The sequence below is a fragment of the Leuconostoc sp. DB-1 genome (assembly GCF_013414845.1).
Taxonomy (GTDB): Bacteria; Bacillota; Bacilli; order Lactobacillales; family Lactobacillaceae; genus Leuconostoc; species Leuconostoc mesenteroides.
Genome location: NZ_JABFNJ010000001.1, coordinates 1986397 through 2009017, shown reverse-complemented (window position 1 = coordinate 2009017; position 22621 = coordinate 1986397). Strand labels below are relative to the sequence as shown.

Annotated in this window: 22 protein-coding genes; 5 read left to right on the top strand and 17 right to left on the bottom strand. The window is 37.3% G+C overall.

The genetic code is table 11. The annotated features are described in order from the left end of the window. Positions 1 to 26: 26 nt before the first annotated feature. The 7 genes from HFP47_RS10065 to HFP47_RS10035 all read right to left on the bottom strand — a co-directional run bounded on the left by HFP47_RS10065 (position 27) and on the right by HFP47_RS10035 (position 5668). Entirely contained in the window at positions 27 to 1160 is a 1134-nt protein-coding gene (locus HFP47_RS10065) for a D-alanine--D-alanine ligase family protein (protein ID WP_179876388.1), read from the bottom strand. A gap of 43 nt (positions 1161 to 1203) precedes the next feature. Next, positions 1204 to 2208, bottom strand: coding sequence for a DUF2785 domain-containing protein (locus HFP47_RS10060; RefSeq protein ID WP_179876387.1), 1005 nt, complete (start codon positions 2206 to 2208; stop codon positions 1204 to 1206). Further along, complete coding sequence (locus HFP47_RS10055; protein ID WP_179876386.1) at positions 2208 to 3422, bottom strand: FtsW/RodA/SpoVE family cell cycle protein; 1215 nt, start codon at positions 3420 to 3422, stop codon at positions 2208 to 2210. The genes HFP47_RS10060 and HFP47_RS10055 overlap by 1 nt, the downstream gene beginning before the upstream one ends. A gap of 129 nt (positions 3423 to 3551) precedes the next feature. Continuing rightward, a complete protein-coding gene (locus tag HFP47_RS10050) occupies positions 3552 to 3761 on the bottom strand; it encodes a DUF2969 family protein (protein WP_025267704.1) in 210 nt (69 codons plus the stop codon). Next, positions 3761 to 4753, bottom strand: coding sequence for a rod shape-determining protein (locus HFP47_RS10045; RefSeq protein WP_002815948.1), 993 nt, complete (start codon positions 4751 to 4753; stop codon positions 3761 to 3763). Before HFP47_RS10045 ends, HFP47_RS10050 begins: the two co-directional genes overlap by 1 nt. 149 nt (positions 4754 to 4902) lie before the next feature. After that, positions 4903 to 5124: a DUF1146 domain-containing protein gene (locus HFP47_RS10040; protein WP_080543657.1), complete on the bottom strand. Its 222-nt coding sequence runs from the start codon at positions 5122 to 5124 to the stop codon at positions 4903 to 4905. Then, positions 5096 to 5668: a VanZ family protein gene (locus tag HFP47_RS10035; RefSeq protein WP_373562336.1), complete on the bottom strand. Its 573-nt coding sequence runs from the start codon at positions 5666 to 5668 to the stop codon at positions 5096 to 5098. Before HFP47_RS10035 ends, HFP47_RS10040 begins: the two co-directional genes overlap by 29 nt. Before the next feature lie 257 nt (positions 5669 to 5925). Here HFP47_RS10035 and HFP47_RS10030 point away from each other — a divergent pair, with 257 nt between their 5' ends. Next, positions 5926 to 6921 (top strand): ketopantoate reductase family protein, encoded by a 996-nt coding sequence (locus tag HFP47_RS10030; RefSeq protein ID WP_011679159.1) that lies wholly within the window; start codon positions 5926 to 5928, stop codon positions 6919 to 6921. Between the two features lie 116 nt (positions 6922 to 7037). Beyond that, a complete protein-coding gene (locus HFP47_RS10025) occupies positions 7038 to 7703 on the top strand; it encodes a phosphatase PAP2 family protein (RefSeq protein WP_179876384.1) in 666 nt (221 codons plus the stop codon). A 30-nt stretch (positions 7704 to 7733) separates the two neighbouring features. Here the strand turns inward: HFP47_RS10025 and nrdF are convergent, their stop codons facing one another. The 4 genes from nrdF to nrdH form a co-directional block, all read right to left on the bottom strand. After that, positions 7734 to 8711 carry a class 1b ribonucleoside-diphosphate reductase subunit beta gene (gene nrdF, locus HFP47_RS10020; RefSeq protein WP_036087419.1) on the bottom strand — a complete coding sequence of 326 codons (978 nt, stop codon included), beginning with the start codon at positions 8709 to 8711 and terminating at the stop codon, positions 7734 to 7736. 2 nt (positions 8712 to 8713) lie between these two features. Next, positions 8714 to 9154, bottom strand: coding sequence for a class Ib ribonucleoside-diphosphate reductase assembly flavoprotein NrdI (locus HFP47_RS10015; protein ID WP_002815955.1), 441 nt, complete (start codon positions 9152 to 9154; stop codon positions 8714 to 8716). 36 nt (positions 9155 to 9190) lie between these two features. After that, entirely contained in the window at positions 9191 to 11362 is a 2172-nt protein-coding gene (gene nrdE, locus HFP47_RS10010) for a class 1b ribonucleoside-diphosphate reductase subunit alpha (RefSeq protein WP_014324222.1), read from the bottom strand. A 167-nt stretch (positions 11363 to 11529) separates the two neighbouring features. Next, entirely contained in the window at positions 11530 to 11760 is a 231-nt protein-coding gene (gene nrdH / locus HFP47_RS10005) for a glutaredoxin-like protein NrdH (RefSeq protein WP_002815957.1), read from the bottom strand. A 428-nt stretch (positions 11761 to 12188) separates the two neighbouring features. Between nrdH and HFP47_RS10000 the strand changes: the two genes are divergently transcribed. Beyond that, complete coding sequence (locus HFP47_RS10000; protein ID WP_011679157.1) at positions 12189 to 13589, top strand: hemolysin family protein; 1401 nt, start codon at positions 12189 to 12191, stop codon at positions 13587 to 13589. Between the two features lie 93 nt (positions 13590 to 13682). Further along, the gene (locus HFP47_RS09995; RefSeq protein WP_050884464.1) at positions 13683 to 14354 is read left to right on the top strand and encodes a histidine phosphatase family protein; all 672 of its coding nucleotides are present in this window, start codon (positions 13683 to 13685) and stop codon (positions 14352 to 14354) included. A gap of 42 nt (positions 14355 to 14396) precedes the next feature. Here the strand turns inward: HFP47_RS09995 and HFP47_RS09990 are convergent, their stop codons facing one another. The 4 genes from HFP47_RS09990 to HFP47_RS09975 all read right to left on the bottom strand — a co-directional run bounded on the left by HFP47_RS09990 (position 14397) and on the right by HFP47_RS09975 (position 18733). Next, entirely contained in the window at positions 14397 to 15935 is a 1539-nt protein-coding gene (locus HFP47_RS09990; protein WP_042251306.1) for a YhgE/Pip domain-containing protein, read from the bottom strand. A 147-nt stretch (positions 15936 to 16082) separates the two neighbouring features. Further along, positions 16083 to 16628 (bottom strand): ribosome hibernation-promoting factor, HPF/YfiA family, encoded by a 546-nt coding sequence (hpf, locus tag HFP47_RS09985; RefSeq protein ID WP_010291116.1) that lies wholly within the window; start codon positions 16626 to 16628, stop codon positions 16083 to 16085. A gap of 136 nt (positions 16629 to 16764) precedes the next feature. Then, on the bottom strand, positions 16765 to 17175 hold the full coding sequence (locus tag HFP47_RS09980) for a ComF family protein (RefSeq protein WP_223316273.1): 411 nt from the start codon (positions 17173 to 17175) through the stop codon (positions 16765 to 16767). Between the two features lie 277 nt (positions 17176 to 17452). Further along, positions 17453 to 18733: a DEAD/DEAH box helicase gene (locus HFP47_RS09975; RefSeq protein WP_011679154.1), complete on the bottom strand. Its 1281-nt coding sequence runs from the start codon at positions 18731 to 18733 to the stop codon at positions 17453 to 17455. Between the two features lie 17 nt (positions 18734 to 18750). On the opposite strand from HFP47_RS09975, the gene HFP47_RS09970 reads away from it, so the two are divergent. After that, on the top strand, positions 18751 to 19386 hold the full coding sequence (locus tag HFP47_RS09970) for a YigZ family protein (protein WP_002815968.1): 636 nt from the start codon (positions 18751 to 18753) through the stop codon (positions 19384 to 19386). Between the two features lie 136 nt (positions 19387 to 19522). Here the strand turns inward: HFP47_RS09970 and ppx are convergent, their stop codons facing one another. Together ppx and HFP47_RS09960 are read right to left on the bottom strand one after the other, a co-directional pair. Continuing rightward, entirely contained in the window at positions 19523 to 20488 is a 966-nt protein-coding gene (gene ppx / locus HFP47_RS09965; RefSeq protein WP_140682886.1) for an exopolyphosphatase, read from the bottom strand. Further along, on the bottom strand, positions 20485 to 22617 hold the full coding sequence (locus tag HFP47_RS09960) for an RNA degradosome polyphosphate kinase (protein WP_179876383.1): 2133 nt from the start codon (positions 22615 to 22617) through the stop codon (positions 20485 to 20487). The genes ppx and HFP47_RS09960 overlap by 4 nt, the downstream gene beginning before the upstream one ends. Between the last annotated feature and the right edge of the window lie 4 nt (positions 22618 to 22621).

The window sequence follows — 22621 nt, the reverse complement described above, 5'->3', positions numbered from 1 at the left end:
GGAAATGCTACTAATACTAAATTCTATTAGTTAAACTTCCCTATCTTTTCTTCTCCAAGTGACACAAATGAGTAACTCAATTTTTTATTTTGTGCAAAATCTTCAAACCCGTAGTCAATCAACATATCAACTAGCTTGGCGTTGTTAATATCAGAATAATCCCACAAACGTTTAAATAACGACATATTCGTGAACCCTGGTAACGTGTTTGGTTCACCTAAGTAGGGAACATTATTTTCATCTAACAAAAAATCCATTCGCGCTTCGCCACGTAAATTCAATACTTTATAAGCATCTAAAGCCATTTGTTTAACTTCTTTTGTTACTTCTGGGGATAACTGAGCAGGAATTTCAAAGTGAACAGCGGAATTATCAACGAACTTATTATTATAATCATACCAACCGTCCCCACTACCCTGATTTGGCACTGTATGTGCGCCAATCTCAGAGACAAGCGGCTGATCGTTACCAATCACACCAACTTCCAACTCTCGGGCACCGTTGACTGCTTCTTCTATCAAAACTTTATAATCATATTGGAATGAATCTGATAATGCTTCAGTATATTCTTCGGCACTGGTTACACGTGAAATTCCCACTGAAGATCCTTGATTAGCAGCTTTAACAAACACGATGTTGCCTAATTCAGCCACAATCTTATCCCACGACCAATTGTTTGCTGACTCAGGGTCCACCACAATGTATTTAGTATTGCGAATACCATTTACCGTCAATAGTTCTTTAGTCAAAGCTTTGTCAAAGCTTACCGCATGGCCACGTAACGGTGCCCCCACATATGGTTTATCTAATAGTTTAAATAAACCTTGCAGTGTACCATCTTCTCCTAAGTTACCATGAACTACAGGGAAGAAAATATCAAAGTCACCCGCACTCTTTAAAGCATGAATGCGCGCCAATGGATCACTAGTATCGACAGTTTTCATGAAGGCGTCCACAATGGGCTGTTCATCTTCTAACGCAAGTATTTTCTTAGAACTTTCCGTATCTAAAAAGAAACCATTTTGGGCAATTGCAAAAACAATAATTTCATATTTACCAGTTGCTTCGATTGCATTATAGAAATTTTGCGCTGAACGCTTTGATACGTCGTGCTCAGAGGAATTACCTCCAAAAATAAGCGCTACTCTTTTTTTAGTCATCTTTCCGTCCTCACCTTGTATGTGCAATAAACATTTTAAATTATTATGCTAAATAGTTTTTTGTAACGCTCACATAATCAAATACCGCCTCTGGTACTTCATTTTTTCCACGTAGCAAAATTTCATGGAAAAACTGTGATCGGTTATACAATTGTTGCCATTGTTGTTGTGTCTTTGGTGGCGTTTGGGTCACTAAATCTTTTCGCCACATTTTTAAAGTTAATAATAGATAATCTGCATACAACTCATGTTGCTTGGAGATATGGGTAATCACTTCTACCAAACGTTCTGTTTCGCCAAAAGTCAACGGCTGTGATAATTCATGATAACCAGCGAGAACCGCACCCAGAACAAATACCTTATCGGCCCTTACTAAATCAGGCATTAAGAAGATCTCTGCGACAGCGTTTCCAATATGCGTAAAAGCATGCGCCCAACCATTTTCATCAATAAAGCCACGTCCATCACGTTCCAAAGTGGCATACAATGCAACTTGATCGATAACATGATTTAATTGCGTCTCAGACATAAAAGGTGTCTTTATACGGTTTGAAAATAATAACAAAGATAAAACTAACACACTAAAGGAACGACGATAAATGGCGTCATTCTGTGGTTCTAAGATATGAGCGAATAATTGCTCATCCGAAACAAGATAATCTGTTAGCCAACGTAATTGCTCCTCTGACAGCAAATCATTTTGAATCATATCACTTAAGAAAAAGAATGCTCCCGTATCTCGATACTTTGGCAACGGACTAGCTAACTGTTCAACAATCAACGCCAAATCTGCGTCCTTCACTTGAAAGTCAAAATCTTCCGTCGCTGTTTCTGATTCGGTCATTTGATCTGCCCGTTGCGTATAGTTCTGCATACGTTTTAACGCAAATTCACCATCAACAGGCAACGACACAGTTGTTAAAGATTGCGGGGGCATTTTATGTAGTGATTCCTTCATTAATTCTCCTAATGATTGGAACACATCCCCATTACGCACCTTTTGACGCAATGTTATAAATTCTTTTTTTAATTCATCTAATTCTATCATCAAATAAAAAAACCTGTCGTTTCTGTAAACGTGCTATTTTGACGCTGGTAACCTATAGAAAGAATCAATCCTACACCAATCATGTTTCCTAACAATGAGGAACCACCTTGTGAAACAAACGGTAATGGAATACCTGTCAGTGGTAATAATCCAATACTCATACCAATGTTTTCAAAGACGTGAAACAATACCATCATTACAACACCAGTGGCAATGTAGGCATAAAAGGCACTTTGTGCTCTAAAAGTGGCACGAATTAATAAATAAATTAAACCGAAATATAACCCTATTAGGAACGCACCACCTATAAAGCCAAAACTTTCCCCAATAACAGAAAAAATCATGTCTGATTCGCGCACAGGTACATACACCTTAAGACTTCCCCATCCATTGCCTGTTAATTGACCAGAACCTATAGCTTTTAAACTTTGATAAGTTTGATATCCATTCCCTGACGTATCATTTGCGGGGTTTAACCATGTATCAATACGAGAAAATTGATAAGATTGGAATCCCAACTTGCTCAATATAGTCCGACCAGCTGAAGAAATAACCAAAGTTAACAACGTTGTGCCAACGGTCGCACCCAAGATAATTACCGGAGCAAGGATTCGCCAGGTGACCCCAGAAACAAGTGCAACACCACCAAAAATAGCAACGAAAACCAATAAAGTTCCCAAATCATTTTGCAAAGCAATTAATGCCGCAACAGGTATAAAACAAACCGCCATTTTACCTAACAACAACCAGTCTGTTGATAGTGCATGATTCGGATAATTTCTATTATGCTGCGCAACCACACGGCTCAGCATCAAAATGAACGCCGGTTTAACAACTTCAGAAGGTTGGAATGATAAGGGGCCAATTACAAACCATGATCTAGCACCCGTAGAATCATACATTGCTCGATTATAAAATATTAGCACTGCTACTAACAAAAAGATGCCTAATCCATAGGTAATAGGTGCTAATTTCCACAATTGTGATCCGTCGAACCTGACTAAAAAAACAATTAATAATACGCCTATAAACCAGAATATGCCCTGGTTCATCACTACTTTTACAGCACTTAAGGTTGTCGCACCCTGCATATGTGTCGCTGCTTCATATAATGAACTCAAGCCGATAATCATAAATAGCAACAAAGCTAGAATGATTCCCCAATCAAGCTCTGATCCAGATGTTCGTCTTGAAGTTTGTCGTGTCTGTTGCATAGCATCTCCAGTATATAAAACGGCACACTGAAAGAAAAAAATATCAATTCAATTTTTGTTAAGCCGCTTTATTTCTTTAAAAAAATTATGTACAAAGCACGTCATGATTAGTCACAACGTGCCTTATTTTTAGTGATTTAGATTAAAGCTTGCCAAGATAGCTTGCAAGGCTTCGTCTTCGTCTTTGGCTTGATTAATAATCGCTTGTTGACCAAAAAATCCAACAAAACCACGATCAGCTTTTTCAATGTATCCAATTTGTTTCTTATCAACTAAAACTTGTGTTTGTTGGTCATTTACAATTAATTCAACGTCAAAGTTCTGATTTTTTCTTCTCATTATAATCCTCGGCGCCCTGATTTCATGTGTTCAAGTAGGGCTCCTGCTCCTTTAGCAACATTATCTAGCGGTGAATCTGATACTACCACCGGTACTTCCAGTGCATCTGAAAGCAATTGATCCATGCCATGCAGTAATGCGCCACCACCAGTCAGCATGATACCACGGTCAATAATGTCAGATGCTAATTCAGGTGGTAATTTAGCCAAAACGGAATGTGCAGCACGAACAATTTGTTGCAACGTATCATGTAATGAATCTTCAACTTCGTTTGAGTTGATCGTTACAGTTTTAGGCATACCCTCAAAATTATCACGGCCACGCACTTCCATTGTTAATGGTTCATCAGCCTGCAGCGCAGAACCGATTTGAATTTTGATTGTTTCCGCAGTACGCTCACCAACAATTAAATTGTGACGGCGCTTTAAGAAGTTAACAATATCAAAATTCATTTTGTCACCGGCAATTCGAATGGACTCAGAAACAACAATGTCTCCTAATGATAATACGGCAATATCAGAGGTACCACCACCCATGTCAATCACCATTGAACCAATTGGCTTGAAAATATCCAGTCCTGCACCAACTGCAGCAACTTTAGGTTCATACTCAAGATAAACCTTTGCCCCACCTGCTTTTTCAGCAGCCTGTATAATCGCTTTACGTTCAATCTCTGTGATATTAGTAGGTGCGCAAATCATAATGTTAGGCTTCGACATGAATCCTTTAACGTTAAGTTTGTCAACAAAATAGGTTAGCATTGCTTCTGTGACATCAAAATCCGAAATAACACCATCTTTAAGCGGTCGCACCGCACGAATATTACCTGGTGTGCGTCCTACCATACGATAAGCTTCTGATCCCACAGCCAAAACTCGATCTGTTTTATCATCAACCGCAACAACTGACGGTTCGTTTAGTACAATACCTTTTCCTTCTACGTAAATGAGAACATTGGCTGTTCCTAAATCAATTCCAATATCTTTTGCCATTTCATGTCTCCGAGACTTTAACTTTTATTAATGTTAATTATTTTCATATACAATCTATTAAATTATAACATATTGTAAAGACCTTTTTACGCTTGATTCTCATACAAGTGGGATGCTCAACTAAAAATATCTTTAATAATTTAAAAAAGCTAATTTCCCAATATTGTGCTTGGTATTTGAATAACCCAATTTGTTGCTGAAACAAAAAAGCTAGCCAAAAGATATCCTCCTATGATGGAGAGTACCACTTTCAAAAAAGCTGCTTGACGCGGTGTATATGGCATAAATCTGGCAAAGTTTATTGGTTTAATTAGCCAAAATAAAAAATAAATACATACAAGATTAAGACTTAATATAAAGATTGTGCTCATTTAAATTGCCTTTCTCAACATGGTTTGGAACAAAATTTTTATCTTTTTTCATAACGAAAACTGTTACCAGATAGATAACATAGCCCACCACACCGCCAGCTGTGTTTACAGCAAGATCATTCATATCAAAGATACGATTTGAAAGATAAAAGAATGTGCTAGTTCCCTGAATGATTTCAATAGTTAACGTTGTTAAAAATATTCTTGGCACAATACGAAGCAATCCCCGCCATTTTGGAAATAAGAACGGAGCTATAAACCCTAACGGCAGCAGTAACATAAAATTACCAGTCAGCTGGTACCAGCTGAGGGCAACATTATCTGCATTAAACAGCGATAAATGGACGAATGAGTACTGACCAAAACCGCCATATCCTTTTATCACTGCCAAATATGTTGCAAATGATGTCCATTTATAAAAGGTTAGTGTAAAAGCAGCAACCAACGTTGCATATACCGAGAGAATAGCCCGTCCCAGTAAACCCCGCCATGAAAAGCTTTTATTGCGCAGTGACTTTAATGTGTGACGTAACAAAATACACACACACAATAATGAAACTATTGTTGTTGCGTGCACACTTTGAGCGATATATTGTTGATTGTTTAAGTATACGATATGCATACATTAATATTATATCAGCTAGGCTAAATGAACGTTATATGATTTGCTAATTGATTACTTTAAATTAAAAACGCCATCATGATGTCAATAAAGTTCCCATTTGATACATCCATCACATTGACTTTTTGTGATAAAAGGATTAGTATTATCTCATCAAGTCTTTGGAGGTTATTATAATTATGAAATACACAGTTGTTGGTGCCGGTGCAATGGGTCTTCGTTACGGCATTTTGCTTCAGGAAAATGCCGGTGTCCCCGTTGATTTTGTCGAACCAACGCAAGCAAGCCTCGATAAGATTCACGAACAAGGTGATAAAGTTTGGAAATCCCGTGATCACAAAGACCGTCACGAAATTAAAATTAACATTTTTTCTCCTGAAGAATATGAAGGTAGCCCTGATGTTTGGATTTTCTTCATGAAGCAAATGCAACTCCAAGATACCTTGGATCGTCTTTCACCAAAATTCAAACCTGGACAGACTGCCCTTGGTGCAATGAACGGCATGGGTCATATTGAAAAGTTGCAAAAATATTTTGATGATGAACACATTATTGGTGGTACAGCAATGATCGCCACCGTCTTAAATGATTACGGCGACGTTGATTTCATGGGCGGAGAAAGTATGGGTAGCTCTGTTTATGCTAATCTAACCGAAAAACCATCAACGGTTATGGATAAGATCCAAGAAGATTTCAAGGCAGCGCACTTAAACCCCTCTTATACGGAAAACTTTATGGGTACACTATTGACTAAAGTATTTTTCAACGCAGTTGAAAATTCCATCGCCACAATGTTTCAGTCACGAATGGGTCAGCTAATGGCCTACGATAACTTCCTTGAAGGTATTGCTCGCCCATTAATTAATGAAGCTTACGATGCTGCTGAGGCAGCAGGCATTACACTAATTGAAACACGCGATGAAATGGTCAAGCAGGTTGATTATGTTTCAAATATTGGTAACCCGCTTCATTTCCCATCAATGTATCAGGATTTTGTCAAGGGACGCCCAACTGAAGTGGACTATATTAACGGTTGGATTGCAGACTTGGCTGATAAAAACGGTGTTAATGCACCTAACCAACATTTAGTAACAAATTTTGTACATCTAGCTGAATCGATGCGTAAGTTCACTCCACCCGTAAACAAATTAGCCCCAGATTATAAAGGCAACTAATTTTCCATCGTTGGAAGATAAAGATTGTGCATTGCAGAAATGATAGTATTGTAATTTCTATAGCGAATCCCTTATACTAGAAGGAGTTAAAAAAACTCTTTCTGGAGATCAGTACAATGATTATTTCCGTAAAAAATAAGCAATTGCGTTATGCGATTATCTGCTTTATATCTGCCCTTATTATTAGTGTTTTTGTCAAAATAAAGTTTATATTTCCAACCATCATTGATAATAGCATTCATTCATTCATGGCAGGCATTCAAACTGGTCTAAATGATATCTTGATGACTGTATTTTCCTTTCTAGGTTCACCCATCCTTGATGTCATTTATATGTTGATTCTAGCGGCCATCTTACTACTTGCTAATTTGCGTATTCCAGCCATTTGGGCGGTTACCACAATTATTCTAGGAAATATTTTCAATGCCATTATTCGACTTAGCGTCGATAGGAGCCGTCCAGTTGGTCATTTACTCAGCGACCAAGGGTCCTCATTCCCTAGCAGTCATGTGTTTGGTATATTTTCAGTCATATTCATCCTTTCCTTGCTTGTTATTCCTAACATCGAATCGCCACGAAAACAGTTCTTAATTTCTTGGGTAATAACTGTTATTGGCGCAATGACTTTAATGTCACGAATATACTTTAACGCACATTACTTAAGTGATACAATAGCTGCTGTCTTGTTTGCATATGCTTGGATTATATTTGCTGGGAAGTTGTACCCAGTATTAGCAAAACTTCTTACATCACTATCCTTCTTCTCACATGATGAAGTTTAAATAAAAAAGAATCGCAATTGCGATTCTTTTTTATTCTAATCCAATATTATAATCATCATCATTCATTGCTTCAACTTCACCCAATAAATAACCATTTCCAACACCTGAGAAGAAGTCATGATTTGCTGTAGAAGTTGAAATACCATTCATAACAACCGGGTTAACATCTTCAGCCCCGTCAGGGAACATTGGCTCTTGGCCTAAGTTCATCAAAGCTTTATTAGCATTATACCGTAAAAATGTGAGCACTTGTTCAGTCCAACCTAAGTCATCATATAACTCGTGTGTATATTTCTCTTCATTTTCGTACAATTCATATAACAGATCATACATCCAGCTTTGTAGTTCTGTACGTTCTTCAGCCGAAATTTTATTAAACCCAATTTGGAACTTATAGCCAATGTACGTACCGTGAACCGATTCATCACGAATAATTAGTTTAATAATCTCCGCCACATTTAACATTTTATTATGCCCCAAGAAATACAATGGTGTGTAAAAACCTGAGTAGAATAAGAAAGTTTCTAGGAAAACCGAAGCAATTTTTTTCTGTAACGCTGAACCATTATGGTAAATATCGTTAATTCTATTCGCCTTATATTGTAAAAACTCGTTAGAATCTGCCCATTCAAAAATCTTTTCAATCTCAACTTTTTCATTTAGTGTTTCGAAAATTGATGAATATGACTTGGCATGAACTGATTCCATGAATTGAATATTATTCAATACCGCTTCTTCTTTTTGATTCGTGGCATCTAACTTTAATTGCGCCATACCATCTTGTGATTGTAATGTATCCAAAGTTGTTAAGCCGCCAAAGACCAAGTTCATTGTTTGGCGTTCTTGTTCGGACATGTTACCACGCCAAGTACGTAAATCATTTGAAATAGGAATTCGGGTGTCTAGCCAAAACTGTTGTGTTAACTTTTCCCATGTCGCCTTATCTAATTCATCTTCAATGTTATTCCAGTTAATCGCTGTGTATGAACCGTTGTTTATATGTGCCATTGTCATTCTCCAAAATAAGGTTTTATCTTATTATATATCTTTTCTGCATCAAACTTGCTACCTCGCAATTCATAGGCTGCAATCATTGGAACATCAAAGTTTTTTCCATAGCGAATCGCTGTCAAGTTAAATTGGATGTTGAAGTTTCGGTTTCCTGAACCAACCACCCCTTTTAAGTATCGCGCATTATTACCAAATGCAATATAATCGCCCAAGGCATTTGTAAAAATTTCTTTAACTTCCGGTCCTGTTCCAGTACCGCCTGTTAGATAAGTCGGCACGAAAGCAACATAGGGTTGTGTTTCATTTGCATATTCTGTTTCATCACCAATTAAACGCGCGGAAAATCCATCACCATTAGATTCAGCAACAGCTGCTAACTTTTCAATAAACGCTTTTGTATTACCTTCAGTAGAGGCATAAAGAATATTTATAGTTGTCATTCATTCCTTCATTTCATAGCTAAGCGCTCTTTTAAATTAAATTGAGCAACTTTCACATTCATTAACACCTGATTCTTGGTTGTCATCTGTGAACGTACGGACATAATAAAGCGATTTTATCCCCTTGTTAAAGGCATAGTTACGCAAAATGGTCAAATCGCGCGTCGTCATTTTATTTGTACGATTATTTTTCCATTCGTACAAATGTTCAGGCAATGTAGAACGCATAAATAATGTCAACGCCATTCCTTGATCAATATGTTCTTGTGCAGCAGCATATACATCAATTACTCTACGCATATCTGTATCGTACGCTGAAACATAATATGGCATTGTTTCATTGCTTAATCCCGGTGCTGGATAGTAAACCTTACCAATCATACCTTCTTGACGTTCTTCAATTTTGTTAACAATTGGCAACAAAGAGGCCGTTGCATCGTTAACATAAGAAATAGAACCTGTTGGCGCGATTGCATGACGATAGGCATTATACATACCGTATTTTGCTACGTCTTCTTTTAACTGTGCCCAGTCTTGTTCTGTTGGCACATCAAAACCAGCAAAGGCTTTTGCCACTTTTTCGGTTTTTGGCGTCCAATTCTTTTCAACGTACTTGTCAAAGTATGTTCCATCCGCATAACCCGATTGATCAAACTGATAAAACGTTTCATGCCGTTCTTTTGCAATGCCCATTGAAGATTTAATAGAATAATAATTCAGCATCATGAAAAATGTTGATGTAAAGTCTAATGCTTCTTCATCTCCATAGTACATCTTATTTTGTGCAAAATATGCTGCTAGTCCCATAGCACCCAAGCCGATGGCATGTTTTTCTTTGTTACCTAAATCGATTGAAGGAACAACATCCAAATTAGACGAATCGGATACAAAGGTTAGTGCCCGGACCATTGTATCCACAGATCCACCGAAATCATTCGTGTTCATCATGTTTACGATATTAATCGACCCTAAGTTACAACTAATATCCGAACCTAATTTTGTATAATGTTGTTCATTGTCAATTTCGGACGGCGTTTGTACTTGTAATATCTCTGAACACAGGTTAGAAGATACAATCTTACCAGGAACTGGATTAGTTCGATTAGCTGTATCAATATTAATGATATACGGGTAACCCGATTCTTGTTGTAACTTAGATATTTCTTCTTCAAGGGATCGCGCGTCGATACGTTGCTTGCGGATTTTATCGTTAGCGACCATGTTGTCATATTCGGCAGTGATATCAACGTAATTAAACGGTTGTTGATAAACCTTCTCAACATCGTCTGGGCTAAACAAGTACATTGTCTCATTTTGCTTGACTAAATCATAAAATTTATCTGGGACAGTCAACCCAAGAGATAATGTTTTTACTCGTATCTTTTCGTCAGCGTTTTCCTTCTTAGTTGATAAGAAAGATAAAATATCAGGGTGAAAAACTGATAAATAAACGACGCCGGCTCCTTGACGAGCACCAACTTGTGATGAAAATGTAAACGAGTCCTCTAACAATTTCATAATTGGCACTACACCACCGGCAGCATTATCGATACCCATGACTGGTGCACCAGCCTCACGCACATTTGAAAGATTGATACCAACGCCACCACCCATTTTGGATAGTTGCAGCGCTGAATTGATGGTCCGCCCAATTGAGTTCATATCATCTGAAGTCTGAATAATAAAGCACGATACCAATTCTCCGCGTCGAGCTCGGCCCGCGTTTAAGAAAGATGGTGTCGCTGGTTGATAGCGTTGATGTATCATTTCATCAGCCAAACGCAGTGCCAAATTCTCATTCCCATCTGCATAATATAAAGCATTCATGGCAACACGATCTTCATATGTTTCAATATAATATGCACCATCATTAGTTTTAAGCGCATATTGATTATAGAACTTGAAGGCCGCCATAAAGGATTTAAACTTAAAATGTTCACCCGCTAAATATGTATATAACTTTTCAATGAATGTTAGGTTGTATTTTTGAATAAATTCACGTTCCAAGAAGCGATGATCAAACATCCAATCCAGACGTTCTTGCAAGGAATCAAAATGCATCACATTAGGCAAAACATTCTCATCCAAAAAAGCGTTCAATGCCTCTTGATCTTTATCAAGCTGAATTTCATTGTTCTTTGGAATATTTACTTGATTGTTTAAATCAAAATATGTTACGTTTTCTAAATCTAACTCTTTTAATGACATCAGTTTATTGTCCTTTGGTTTTGAATGTGATCGATTGCCGTGTTGACACTTTATATTTTAAACTACCTTTGATTGACAACAAACTTCTGCAATTTATCAACACTCTTACTAGAAAAAATGTAATAAAAAACACCGCTAAGCTTTGCACCGCACGATGTTAACGAAAATCAAGCAGAAATTTTCTTTAGCACATCAGGACGGAATCCGGAAAATGCTGGTAGGCCTTCCACCGCCACAACCGGTGTTTGGCGATGACCATTAGCCTTCAATTCCTCAACAAATTGTGTTTCCTCTTCAATGTTAATTTCTTTAAAAGGTATACCTTGCGCTTCTAAAAACTTTTTGGTCATCTTGCATTGCACACAATTGTATTTTGTATATACTGTAACTTTTTCCATGATACCGACCTCTTTTATATTTATTTCCTCTGTTTTGAATCTAATAACTACTGACTTTAAGTTTACCCTTTTTAATTAATTCTTCAAGCCCTAATTTTGTCTCAGCGAACGCATGTTCTCATGAATTGAATAACCTATTTAAAAAAGGCTGCTAGAAAATAAAAGGACAATAAAAAGGAAAGAATCCTATTATATCAAGGATTTCCATTGATGCATGCATGTTGTTTAGATTTCTATAATACCATACTTTTTTTATAAATCATATTGAATTGCTCATAAGAACCATATGTTTGTTCCCTTCCCATCAGCCTCATAGAAACGTCTAATACTGATAATAGTCACCCTTAAGAAAGTTATAAAATCCAACGTCCTCATACGATCTTTGTTATAATGTGTATTAGTTATAATATGAAAAGAGGTTTACGAATTTGGATTCTGGTCCGTCTATGATCATCAATTTTTTCATTATTTTGGTGGTCCTTTTACTAGCTATTTTGTTTACTTTAACAGAATATTCATTAGTAAAAGTACGTTTAAGTGCATTAAAGGCATTGCAAGAAACTCGTGAAAAGCCTTCACGTAACATTAGCAATGCTATTTATATGACAACACATTTAACTGAATATCTTTCAACTGCACAAGTCGGAATTACGTTAACAAGTTTGATTTTAGGTTGGATTGGTGAAGAAACCGTTGCTGAAATCATACTTGGATCTGGGATTATCCCAGCTGAATATGCTCACGCGGTAGCTTCTGTCGCCGCTATGATCATTTTCACGATTGTCCACGCTGTATTTACCGACTTAGTACCGAAGAACATTGCAATTGAGTCACCGGTCAAGGTGTTACTCTTTATTGTACGTCCTGTACGATTCTTCCATATTGCTTTGTTTCCTTTGATTTGGACATTAGATCACTTGTCAAACGGTATTACCCATTTACTTGGCTTCCGGACAGACGGTGAAGAGGACATTTATTCTCAAACCGAAATTTTGTCGTTGTCTAAGAATGCAGCAGCAGCTGGTGAACTAGATGAAGAAGACCTTACTTTCATGCAACGTGCGTTTGAAATGAATGATAAAGTCGCTGTGGACATAATGATCGATCGTACATCCATGACCATCATCGATGTTACGGCCTCAATTGCGGATGGACTCAACTTATACTTACAAGAACGATATTCACGTTTTCCCGTTGTAGCGGATAACGATAAAGATAAAGTTTTGGGCTATGTTTTCAATTATGATTTAGTACGACAAGCACGTATTAAGTCATCTGATCCAGTTTCCAAAATTATGCGTGATATTCCAGCTGTTCCAGAAAATATGGATTTACATGATGTCATGGATGAAATGATTATAAAGCGTTCTCCTATTGCAATTGTTGTTGATGAATATGGTGGTACTTCTGGACTAATTACTGACAAAGATATTTATGAAGAACTGTTTGGTACCGTACGTGATGAAATTGATGATGTTTCTGATGACTATATCGAAAAGCTCGGAGATCACCGTTTTAAGATCTCAGGTAAGATGACATTATACGATTTTGAACGTTACTTTAATCGCAATATCAAAGAACTTGAAAATGACGATGCAGTTACCTTAACTGGATATGTCTTGAATCATGACCCCGAATTCCGTGCCGGAGACACTATGAAAGTCGCCAACTTTGAGTTGACAGCATTGGATTATGATAATGCTTATATTTCTCAATTCATTGTCAAAGAATTGCCTTTACCAAAAGATGATTTAAATCAAAATGGTATTTTCGACGAGGATGAAGCAGCCTCAGAAAAAAATTCTGAAGATGAAGTTGCTGCCAATTAATCAAAGATGTATTCCTTCGGGAATGCATCTTTTTCATTCTGCTACCAAAACACTTGTGGTAAAATGGAAATAGTTATCTTCAGGAGGAAACTTATGACAGTCAACATCTACATGGTACGCCATGGCGAAACCTATTTTAATCTTTTGCATCGTTTCCAAGGTTGGTCCGATGCACCCTTAACAGAAAAAGGGATTCAAGACGGTTATGCAGCCGGTACTCGACTGGCCAACGTACACTTCGATGGTGCCTATTCATCTGGCTTAACACGAACTATCCACACATCACAATATATCTTAGCCAACAATAAATCTGATTCACCTAATCAAGCTATCCAATTACCAGACTTCCGTGAAGAAAACTTTGGCTATTTTGAAGGTGTACACACTGGCTTAGCCTTAACAACTCTTGGTGCTTATAAAAATGATACCTTCTCAGATTTTTCCGATGTTATCACTAAATATGGTATGCCTGCAGCAATGGATTTGATTCGTGAAGGCGACCCTTTCAAAATTGCAGAGGACTATCAACAGTTTATAAACCGTATACAACACGGTTTTGACGATATTCTTTCTCGTCATCAAGATGGAGATAATGTACTAATTGTCTCTCATGGTACAGCTATTCGTGCTATTGTTGATTATTTTGGCTATCATGATTTTGCCAAGATTAGTGTTAAAAATGGTGCTGTTACGCAACTTGAATTAGCTGCTGACCATGCTAAAATTACTAGCTTTAACGATGATTCAACTATATTTAATTCATAATTTATTGACAAAAAAAAAGCGAGCTCAAATGTGCTCGCTTTTTTATTCATCAATTTTTTCTGTCAAACTTTTTCGTTGCCTAAAACGATACTGTGAGACTAATAAAATAGTAAGTATAATCCACCAAATTACTAAAATCATTACGTTTTGCTGTATTTCACCACTAAACGTAATGTGGTTGACAGCACTTATTAGTGCTGTTAATGGCCAAAATGGTCTAGAAATACCAAATGCTGTATCTTGTACAATTGCTGGATAACTAACAGCAACTATAATCAGTTGTAAAACAGATATTCCTGTAGCTAACCACCAGCCTGCTTGACCAAATAGTTGTTTCAGGTACCAAACAAAACTTAGCATTATCCACTCGGCTAGTATGACAACTCCTACAATGAACCAAAAATGAGTGATTGGTATTTTCCACAATAATACACTGGTTGTCATTAACAACGCACCTACAACACTCAATAGACCACCAATTTGGAAATTATCCCACCATTGTTCAAGCGCAAGTGCTTCTGGCTTTTCTGGTTTAATTGGTAATACCAAACCAAATAGTATTGCCATTACTGTCACACCAACTGCCAATACCTGTGGCAAAATGACTTGTCCATCGTTTTTAACTGGCTTAATGTCAGTTATGTTTAGCGTAAGCATTTGCGTCAAGGAAGTGGTCGTCTCGGACTTATCCCCAAGCAGTGATTTTAATTTATTGGAGATAGCAGTTTGACCGTTTTTTACGGATGTGGCTTCGGTTTGGATAATACCAGACTTCTGACTCAAAGCCTGTGTATTATTCAAATTCACAACAATATTACTAATTCCCCCTACTACCGTTGTTTGCATTTTGTAGGAAACGTCGTTTATCTTAGCTGCTGCTTCTTTAATTTTGTCGGTGTCACTATTACTAATGGCCGTATTAAGCTCAACAGAATAAGTTGCTAACTGTGTTGCTAAATCACTTGCATCTGTTTGCAAATCTTTAGCTGTATCTGTATCAATAGCATTCCCAACAGCTTGTAAATTGGCTTGCAAATCGGATGTTTTGTCCGCCAAACTATTGCTTTGCTTTGCTAAATTTTTCAAGGTAGAGTCGTTTGAGATACCCATGCTCAACTTTACATTGGCTTCATTAATCAAGTCTTCGAGTACACGACTCGTATATTGTGTAGCAAATTGATTATTACCAGTAGCTATGACTTGTTTAACATTCACGTTCTTGCCTGAACTTTTAAAGTTGGCCAACTGCTGCGTCATCTTATTTGGGAAAACAATAACACTACTAATCTGTCCCAACTTTAAGGCTTCTCGAGCTGACTTCTCTGAACTATACTTCTTGACCGCTAACTTTTTACTGGCCTTAAATTGATCAGTCAATTTAGCACCAACGCTTTGTTGTTCACCTTCAAACTGCGCTGGCTTATCTAAATTAACAACAGCGACCTTTAAACGGTTCGCATGCTGAGTTACATGACTAGTTGCTCCAAGGTACCCAGCAACTAAAATTACTGGAATCACCATTGCTAATAGCCACTTAACTAAACTGTGTTTATTTTTTAATATCGTTTGCCAACCAAACATAAAAGACCTCTTCAATTTAAACTCTGCTTAATATAGCATACGCAATTGAACTGGTCTTTTGGATAACTTTATAAACTTTTACGATTCTTAACTAAATTATGGAAAAATGTTCCCCACTTTGCAGTTGATAATACACAATGACGCATATCATTCAGCTGTTTCAAGCAAGCCATACTTTCCATCAGCCCGCTTATAGATTACTGAATCAGTATTTGACTCTGCATCTTTGAAGATAAAGAACACATGTCCTAGTAAATCCATTTGCAAGGCAGCTTCCTCAGGTGACATAGGTTTCAAATCAACCTGCTTAGTACGAACAATTTGTAGAGCAGAATCATCTACCTCTTCTTCAGGAATTTCACCCTTCGAATCAATACCTTTAAATCCAGTTTCTCTGGATTTACGATTGATCTTTGTCTTATACTTACGAATTTGTCGTTCTACTTTTTCAGAAACATTATCAACAGCTGCGTATAAATCTTGATTAGTATCTTCAGCTCGCAAAACTACGTAAGGCAACACAATAGTTACTTCAACCTTACCAGAATTGTCAGACTTGTATGTGCGCAAGTTAACGTTGGCCTTGGCATTTTCTTCGATATAACGATTTAATTTCGTCAAGCGTTTTTCCACATATTCACGAATTGCATCTGTGACTGTGATATTTTCACCACGTACATTGTAATCTAACATAAACTAATTCCTCCAAATTTCCTTCTTTAATGATAAAATTCTAAATATTATCATCAAGTCAGTTATTTTATATTGGTTCTATCATCATTATAACATAGCTGTAAGCGTTTACCGCGAAATTACAATTTCTTCATTTTCATCGTGCTAATGAAATGCTTTTCACAGAATCAGCCCCATGTGCTAATAATAAATCGGCAGCGTGGTGCAATGTACTACCAGTCGTATATACATCATCTACAAGTAAAATACTTTGTCCTTCAATAATTTTTTCGTCTATTATGGAAAATGGCTGTTCTCTTTTCATGCGAGCTCTGCGATTAGAATGTGATTGTTGCATTTTTTTCGTTACCTTAACTTGTAAGGCTTCTGTTAATTCAATGCCTTCTAGAAGGCTAGCTACTTGATTAAATCCACGTGTCATCATCGTATGCTGGCTAACAGGAACTGCTACTACCAAATCCATATCTGAAGTATGAACTAGGTTTATTAACTCACGATTAAAAATTTTACGTAGTTTGTAGTCACCATTAAATTTATATTGTTGCATAAATAATCGCATGGCATCATTGTATTGATACAATGCACGATGATGAAGGCTGGGCCTGTTATTCAATTGCCACCTTTGGCAATCGTAACATGCGTCATTATTTAGTTGCTGTCGCCCGCACGCTGGACAACTTTGATCATTGATTGCATCAAAATTGTGACGACAACTTTCACACAACACACTATTTTCATGTCTTATTAGGCCAAAAAACTGCAAAAATGAATTTACTTCAAATAATTGTGTTTGACACAATGCACAATGCATAGCTTCTCCTTTTTTAGTTGTCCATTCTACGCTTTAATTTTTCCCCACGACGATTCATCATGATAATCTGTTTTTGTGCTGCCCTAACCTTTAAATTGATATGTTGTACATATGCTTGTACTAAACCAGTGGGTCGATCGGCACTACGCCCTACACGACCTGCAATTTGGACTAGCGCATTTTCACTAAATGTTTTATCGTCTGCTCCTATAATTAATACGTCGATTCTTGGGAAAGTAACCCCTCTTTCTAATATTGTAGTCGTAATTAAATACTGTAACTTTTCGTCACGCATTTTTTTAACTTTTTCTTGTCGAAATGGATCAGCTGCATGTACGTAATCACTTTGTACACTTGGAAATAATTGATGTAATTTTTGATGTAGCGGTTTTAAATCAGAGACTTTTGGCACAAAAATTAAAAATCGTTGTTTAGATGTAATGAGCTGAATAATTTGTTTTTTGATGACGTTCGGTAGCCTTTTACGCCAGTTGCTAACTAATCTTACTTTTATTTCAGGTAAGACATGCTGGTGAAATCTTAATGGCAAATAAGAGGTCGGTAATTTTTTACCTGCTTTTTTTCGCATTGCTAGTGTTGGTGTCGCCGTTAAATAAATTAAAGCACTGTTCTCCTTTCGGGCTTTATTCACCGCATAAGCCAGCATGGCATCCCCTGCAAACGGAAAACTATCAACTTCATCGACAATAACAAGATCGAAAGCATGATAAAACCGCAACATCTGATGTGTGGTCGCTAAAACTAACTGTGTATATCGATAGTTTTCTTTTTGGTTGCCATGTAATATCATTAGCTCAGTTTCTTCAAATGCCGACTGAATTCGTGGTGCTAACTCCACAATGACATCTACGCGTGGTGAAACAATCGCTACACGTAGTCTTTGACACAATGCTTTGTGGATAACCGGGAATAACATTTCAGTTTTACCCGCACCAGTAACCGCCCACACTAAATGTTCCCCTTTTTGAAACAAAGTCACCAATAGTTCATTGCTAACTTTTTCCTGTTGTTGCGTCAATTCACCTTGCCATGTCATTTTAGCAGTACCAGAAAATTGATTTGGTTCCGGTAACGAAACTAAATTATCAAGAGAACTAACTCGCCCTAATATCAAACAAGCGTTACAGTAATAATGTTGGTTAGGCAATTCCTCGGTATTCTTCTGTCCGCACCGTTGGCACTTCTTCCCAATAAAAGGTTCAATAATATGTTTAGTCGTTGTTTCCACTTTTGGTTGGACAATTTGACGACCATAGAAATATTCATCATTCATGCTGTATAATACGTTATATGGTAAAATATTTCACAATTAAGCCCACAGCATTCACATGGGAAAAAGAAATTAAAAAATCACGTTTCATTTTAAACATGGCACGTATTACTTCCGAAAATGACGCTCGAGATTTTATAGAAAAAATAAATAAAATCCACTATAAAGCCAGCCATAATGTTTTTGCTTATGTCTTAGGTGACAATGATAGCATTAAGCGCTATAGTGATAATGGTGAACCGAGTGGTACGGCTGGCATACCAATGCTAGAGGTCTTACAAAAAAATGATCTACATGATGTTATTGCAGTAGTAACTCGCTATTTTGGTGGTATTAAATTAGGGGCAGGCGGACTGATCCGTGCTTACGCTGGCACGATTGCTGAAGGACTTGAGTCAATTGACTTTGTGGAACGACTAACACGTCTACAAGTTACTATCAGCATTGATTATAAGCATGGCGAAACATTAAATTATTGGCTAAACAGCCATAATTATCAAATAATAGACACACAGTATGATACAAATGTTCACGTCGTAGTCCCAGTATCTGAAGAAGACTTGACCAAGTTTCAATCAGATTTGATGAACCAGTTTTCTGGGCATATATTATTTGACATTGGTGACGAAACTTACTTTGAAATTCCAGTAAAATAGGCTATAATTGAATAGTTATGATCCGCTAGTGTAATGGATCGCACGCAAGATTCCGGTTCTTGAAATCCGGGTTCGACTCCCGGGTGGATCATTAAATAAATAAAAAACAGCCAATAATCATATTGGCTGTTTTTTATTAGTCTATCGTCATTGAAGCGGGTTCTGGCGCAATAACATGTTGCCCTGTCTCTTGCCTAATCGTTTCAAATAAAATACCTTCCCGCAGACCAGCTTGTGAGAATATGACCTGCTGTCCGCCTAGAAAAAGCAGCAGTTCTACCAACGGCAATAAGCCACCGACAATAATGTCACCACGATCCTTGGCTAAGCCAGCCATTTTCTGTCGTTCAACTAGATTTTTACTTAATATCTTTTGATATATATCTGTTGCATCTTGCTTACTCAGATGGTATCCATGAATTGGCATATCAGTGATTTTTCGCTGACGTCGAGAAATTTTAGCTAAAGTACGATTGCTACCACCCAATGCCACCAACGGCAAATGCATGGCATCACTGAGCCAAGAAACATCTCCAAACATTTGCCTTAAGGCTACAGTTGCTTGAAACAAAGAATCCGCATTAATAACATCCTTCTCAAGAAACATTTCGCTAATCGTCACTGCGCCAATAGGCAGACTTATTTCGTGAACTGATTCTTTGTTTCGAACTAAAATCAATTCTGCAGAGGCACCACCAGTATCCAAAATTAAGGCATCGTTTATGTTTAGTGTATTAACAATACCAACGTAATCATAGTGTGCCTCTTCTTCACCTGTTAGTACTTGCAGCGTGAAACCCATTGTTTCTTCAAATTCCGTCAAAAATGCCATTTGGTTTGTTGCTTGTCGGACAGCTGCAGTGGCCACTGCTCTTATTTTCGCTTTTGGATACTTGTCCAGCGTTTCCTTGAAATTCTTCAAGGCGTTCATCGTACGTTTAATAGCCTCAGGTTGTAAAACTTTATTTTCACCCATTCCTTCAGAGAGGCGTACCATCTCTTGTAATCTATTCAATACTTCATAATGACCATCTTGATGATATCTACTAATTGTCATCCGTACTGAGTTCGATCCTAAATCTATTACTGCTATAACAGTCATGATTCACCTCCTATAAACGGGTTGTTGATTGGCTCAAATTCTTTTTGCGTATTTTCTCGGTCCTGTTGTTGCTTTAACTCAATTTGTTTGACCATAGATTCAGCTATAAACATTTCTTGTGCGTTAACAGAGGATAAGCCTCTACGATCAATTTTATCAAACGATCCATCTGGTTGTAAGACACGTGTTTTAACATTATCTGCCCACATGATTTCAAAAATATTAATCACCTGTTGAGACAAACCAGCATTGCGAATTGGGAATAACAATTCAACACGTCGATCTAAGTTTCTTGTCATTAAATCTGCAGAAGATAAATAAACTTGTGGACTATCATCATTATGAAAGATGAACACCCGACTATGTTCCAAAAAACGGCCAACAATTGAATGCACAGCTATCGTTTCACTGACTTTTGGAATACCAACCTTGAGCATTGTAATTCCTCGAACTATCAATTCTACTGGTACACCAGCTTCACTTGCTTCGTACAAATGACGAATCATTCGTTCATCAGATAACGAATTGAATTTCATCTTAATACCGGATGGTTTTCCTGCCTTAGCATTCTTAATTTCGACGTTTATTTTTTCATAAATAAACTCACGAATGCCATTAGGTGACATATGCAGTTGATGAAAAAAACTCGGATCAGAGTAACCCGTTAGAATATTAAAAATCGAAGCCACATCTGCACCTAATTCGCTATCCACTGTTAGCAATCCAAGATCCGTATAAAAATTCGCTGTAACATCATTATAGTTTCCAGTAGCGAGATGGACATATCGACGAATAGTATCACTTTCCCGTCGCACTACCATGGCCATTTTAGCATGCACTTTTAGTCCACGAAGTCCATAGACCACATGGACGCCCTTTTGCTCTAATTCACGCCCCCAATGGACATTATTTTCCTCGTCAAAGCGTGCCTTGATTTCAAGCAATACCGTTACCTGCTTGCCACGTTGAGCAGCATCAGAGAGTGCCTTAATAATTGGTGAATTGCCGGATACACGGTATAGAGTCATTTTAATGGCTAGCACATCATCATCTATAGCAGCTGTTTGAATAAACTGAACTACTGGCTTAAATGAATCATAGGGGTGATGCAACAGATAATCGCGTTTTCGTATACTTTCAAATATTTTATCAGCGGTCAAGTCGGGATTTTCGTACCCATGAAATGATGTATATTCTAGTGTAGGTGCATCAATTACTTTCAACCATGAACTGATGAATGTTAAATCAATCGGACCACTCACTTCATAAATTCTATCATCAGGGACCTGTAAGGCTTTGATGAGTTGGGTCATCAACATTTTACCCGTGTTCGCACTTACAATCACACGGATAACTCGTCCACGCTCCCGTTCTTGCAATTTACTTTGTACTTCTTGCAAAATATTGGGCGTATCTTCATCATCAGCAACATCTAATTCCATATCACGTAAAATATGAAAAACATTTGATTCTTTAATGGTATAACCTGGAAAAAGCGCATCTAAAAATAGTTGCACAACATCTTCTACTAAAATCACTTGATTTTCTTCTGGTAGTGCGATTACTCGTCCAGAGGTTTCTGGAACCTGTAATACTGCAATATATTTTTCAGATTGTTCGTCGTTTTTTTTCAGACGGACACCAATATTTAACGTATCATTTGCCAAAAAAGGAAATGGTCGTGTACTATCAATCGCCATCGGCGTTAAGACTGGACGTAACTCCTTCTCAAAAAATTTCTTCAAAAAGTTAACTTGTGCATTCGTCAAATCATTTTTATGGACCAATGAAAAACCTAACTTTTTCATGGTCGGAATAATACTACGATTTAATACTTGGTACTGGTTTTTAATTTGTTCTCCTGCAGCGGCAGAAATTTTAATTAGCTGTTGTTTGGGCGATAAACCAGATGCATCCACCTTATCGTGACCTACAAACATTTGTTGTTGTAAGCTTGCCACACGAACCATGAACCATTCATCCATGTTTTTTTGTGTAATCGCCAAAAAATTAGCGCGCTCTAGGATAGGATTTTGTGTATCGCGCCCTTCTTCAAGCACACGTTTATTAAAAGCTAACCAACTCATTTCACGATTAACATAATATTTGTGTTGTTTCAGATCTGTCATAGTG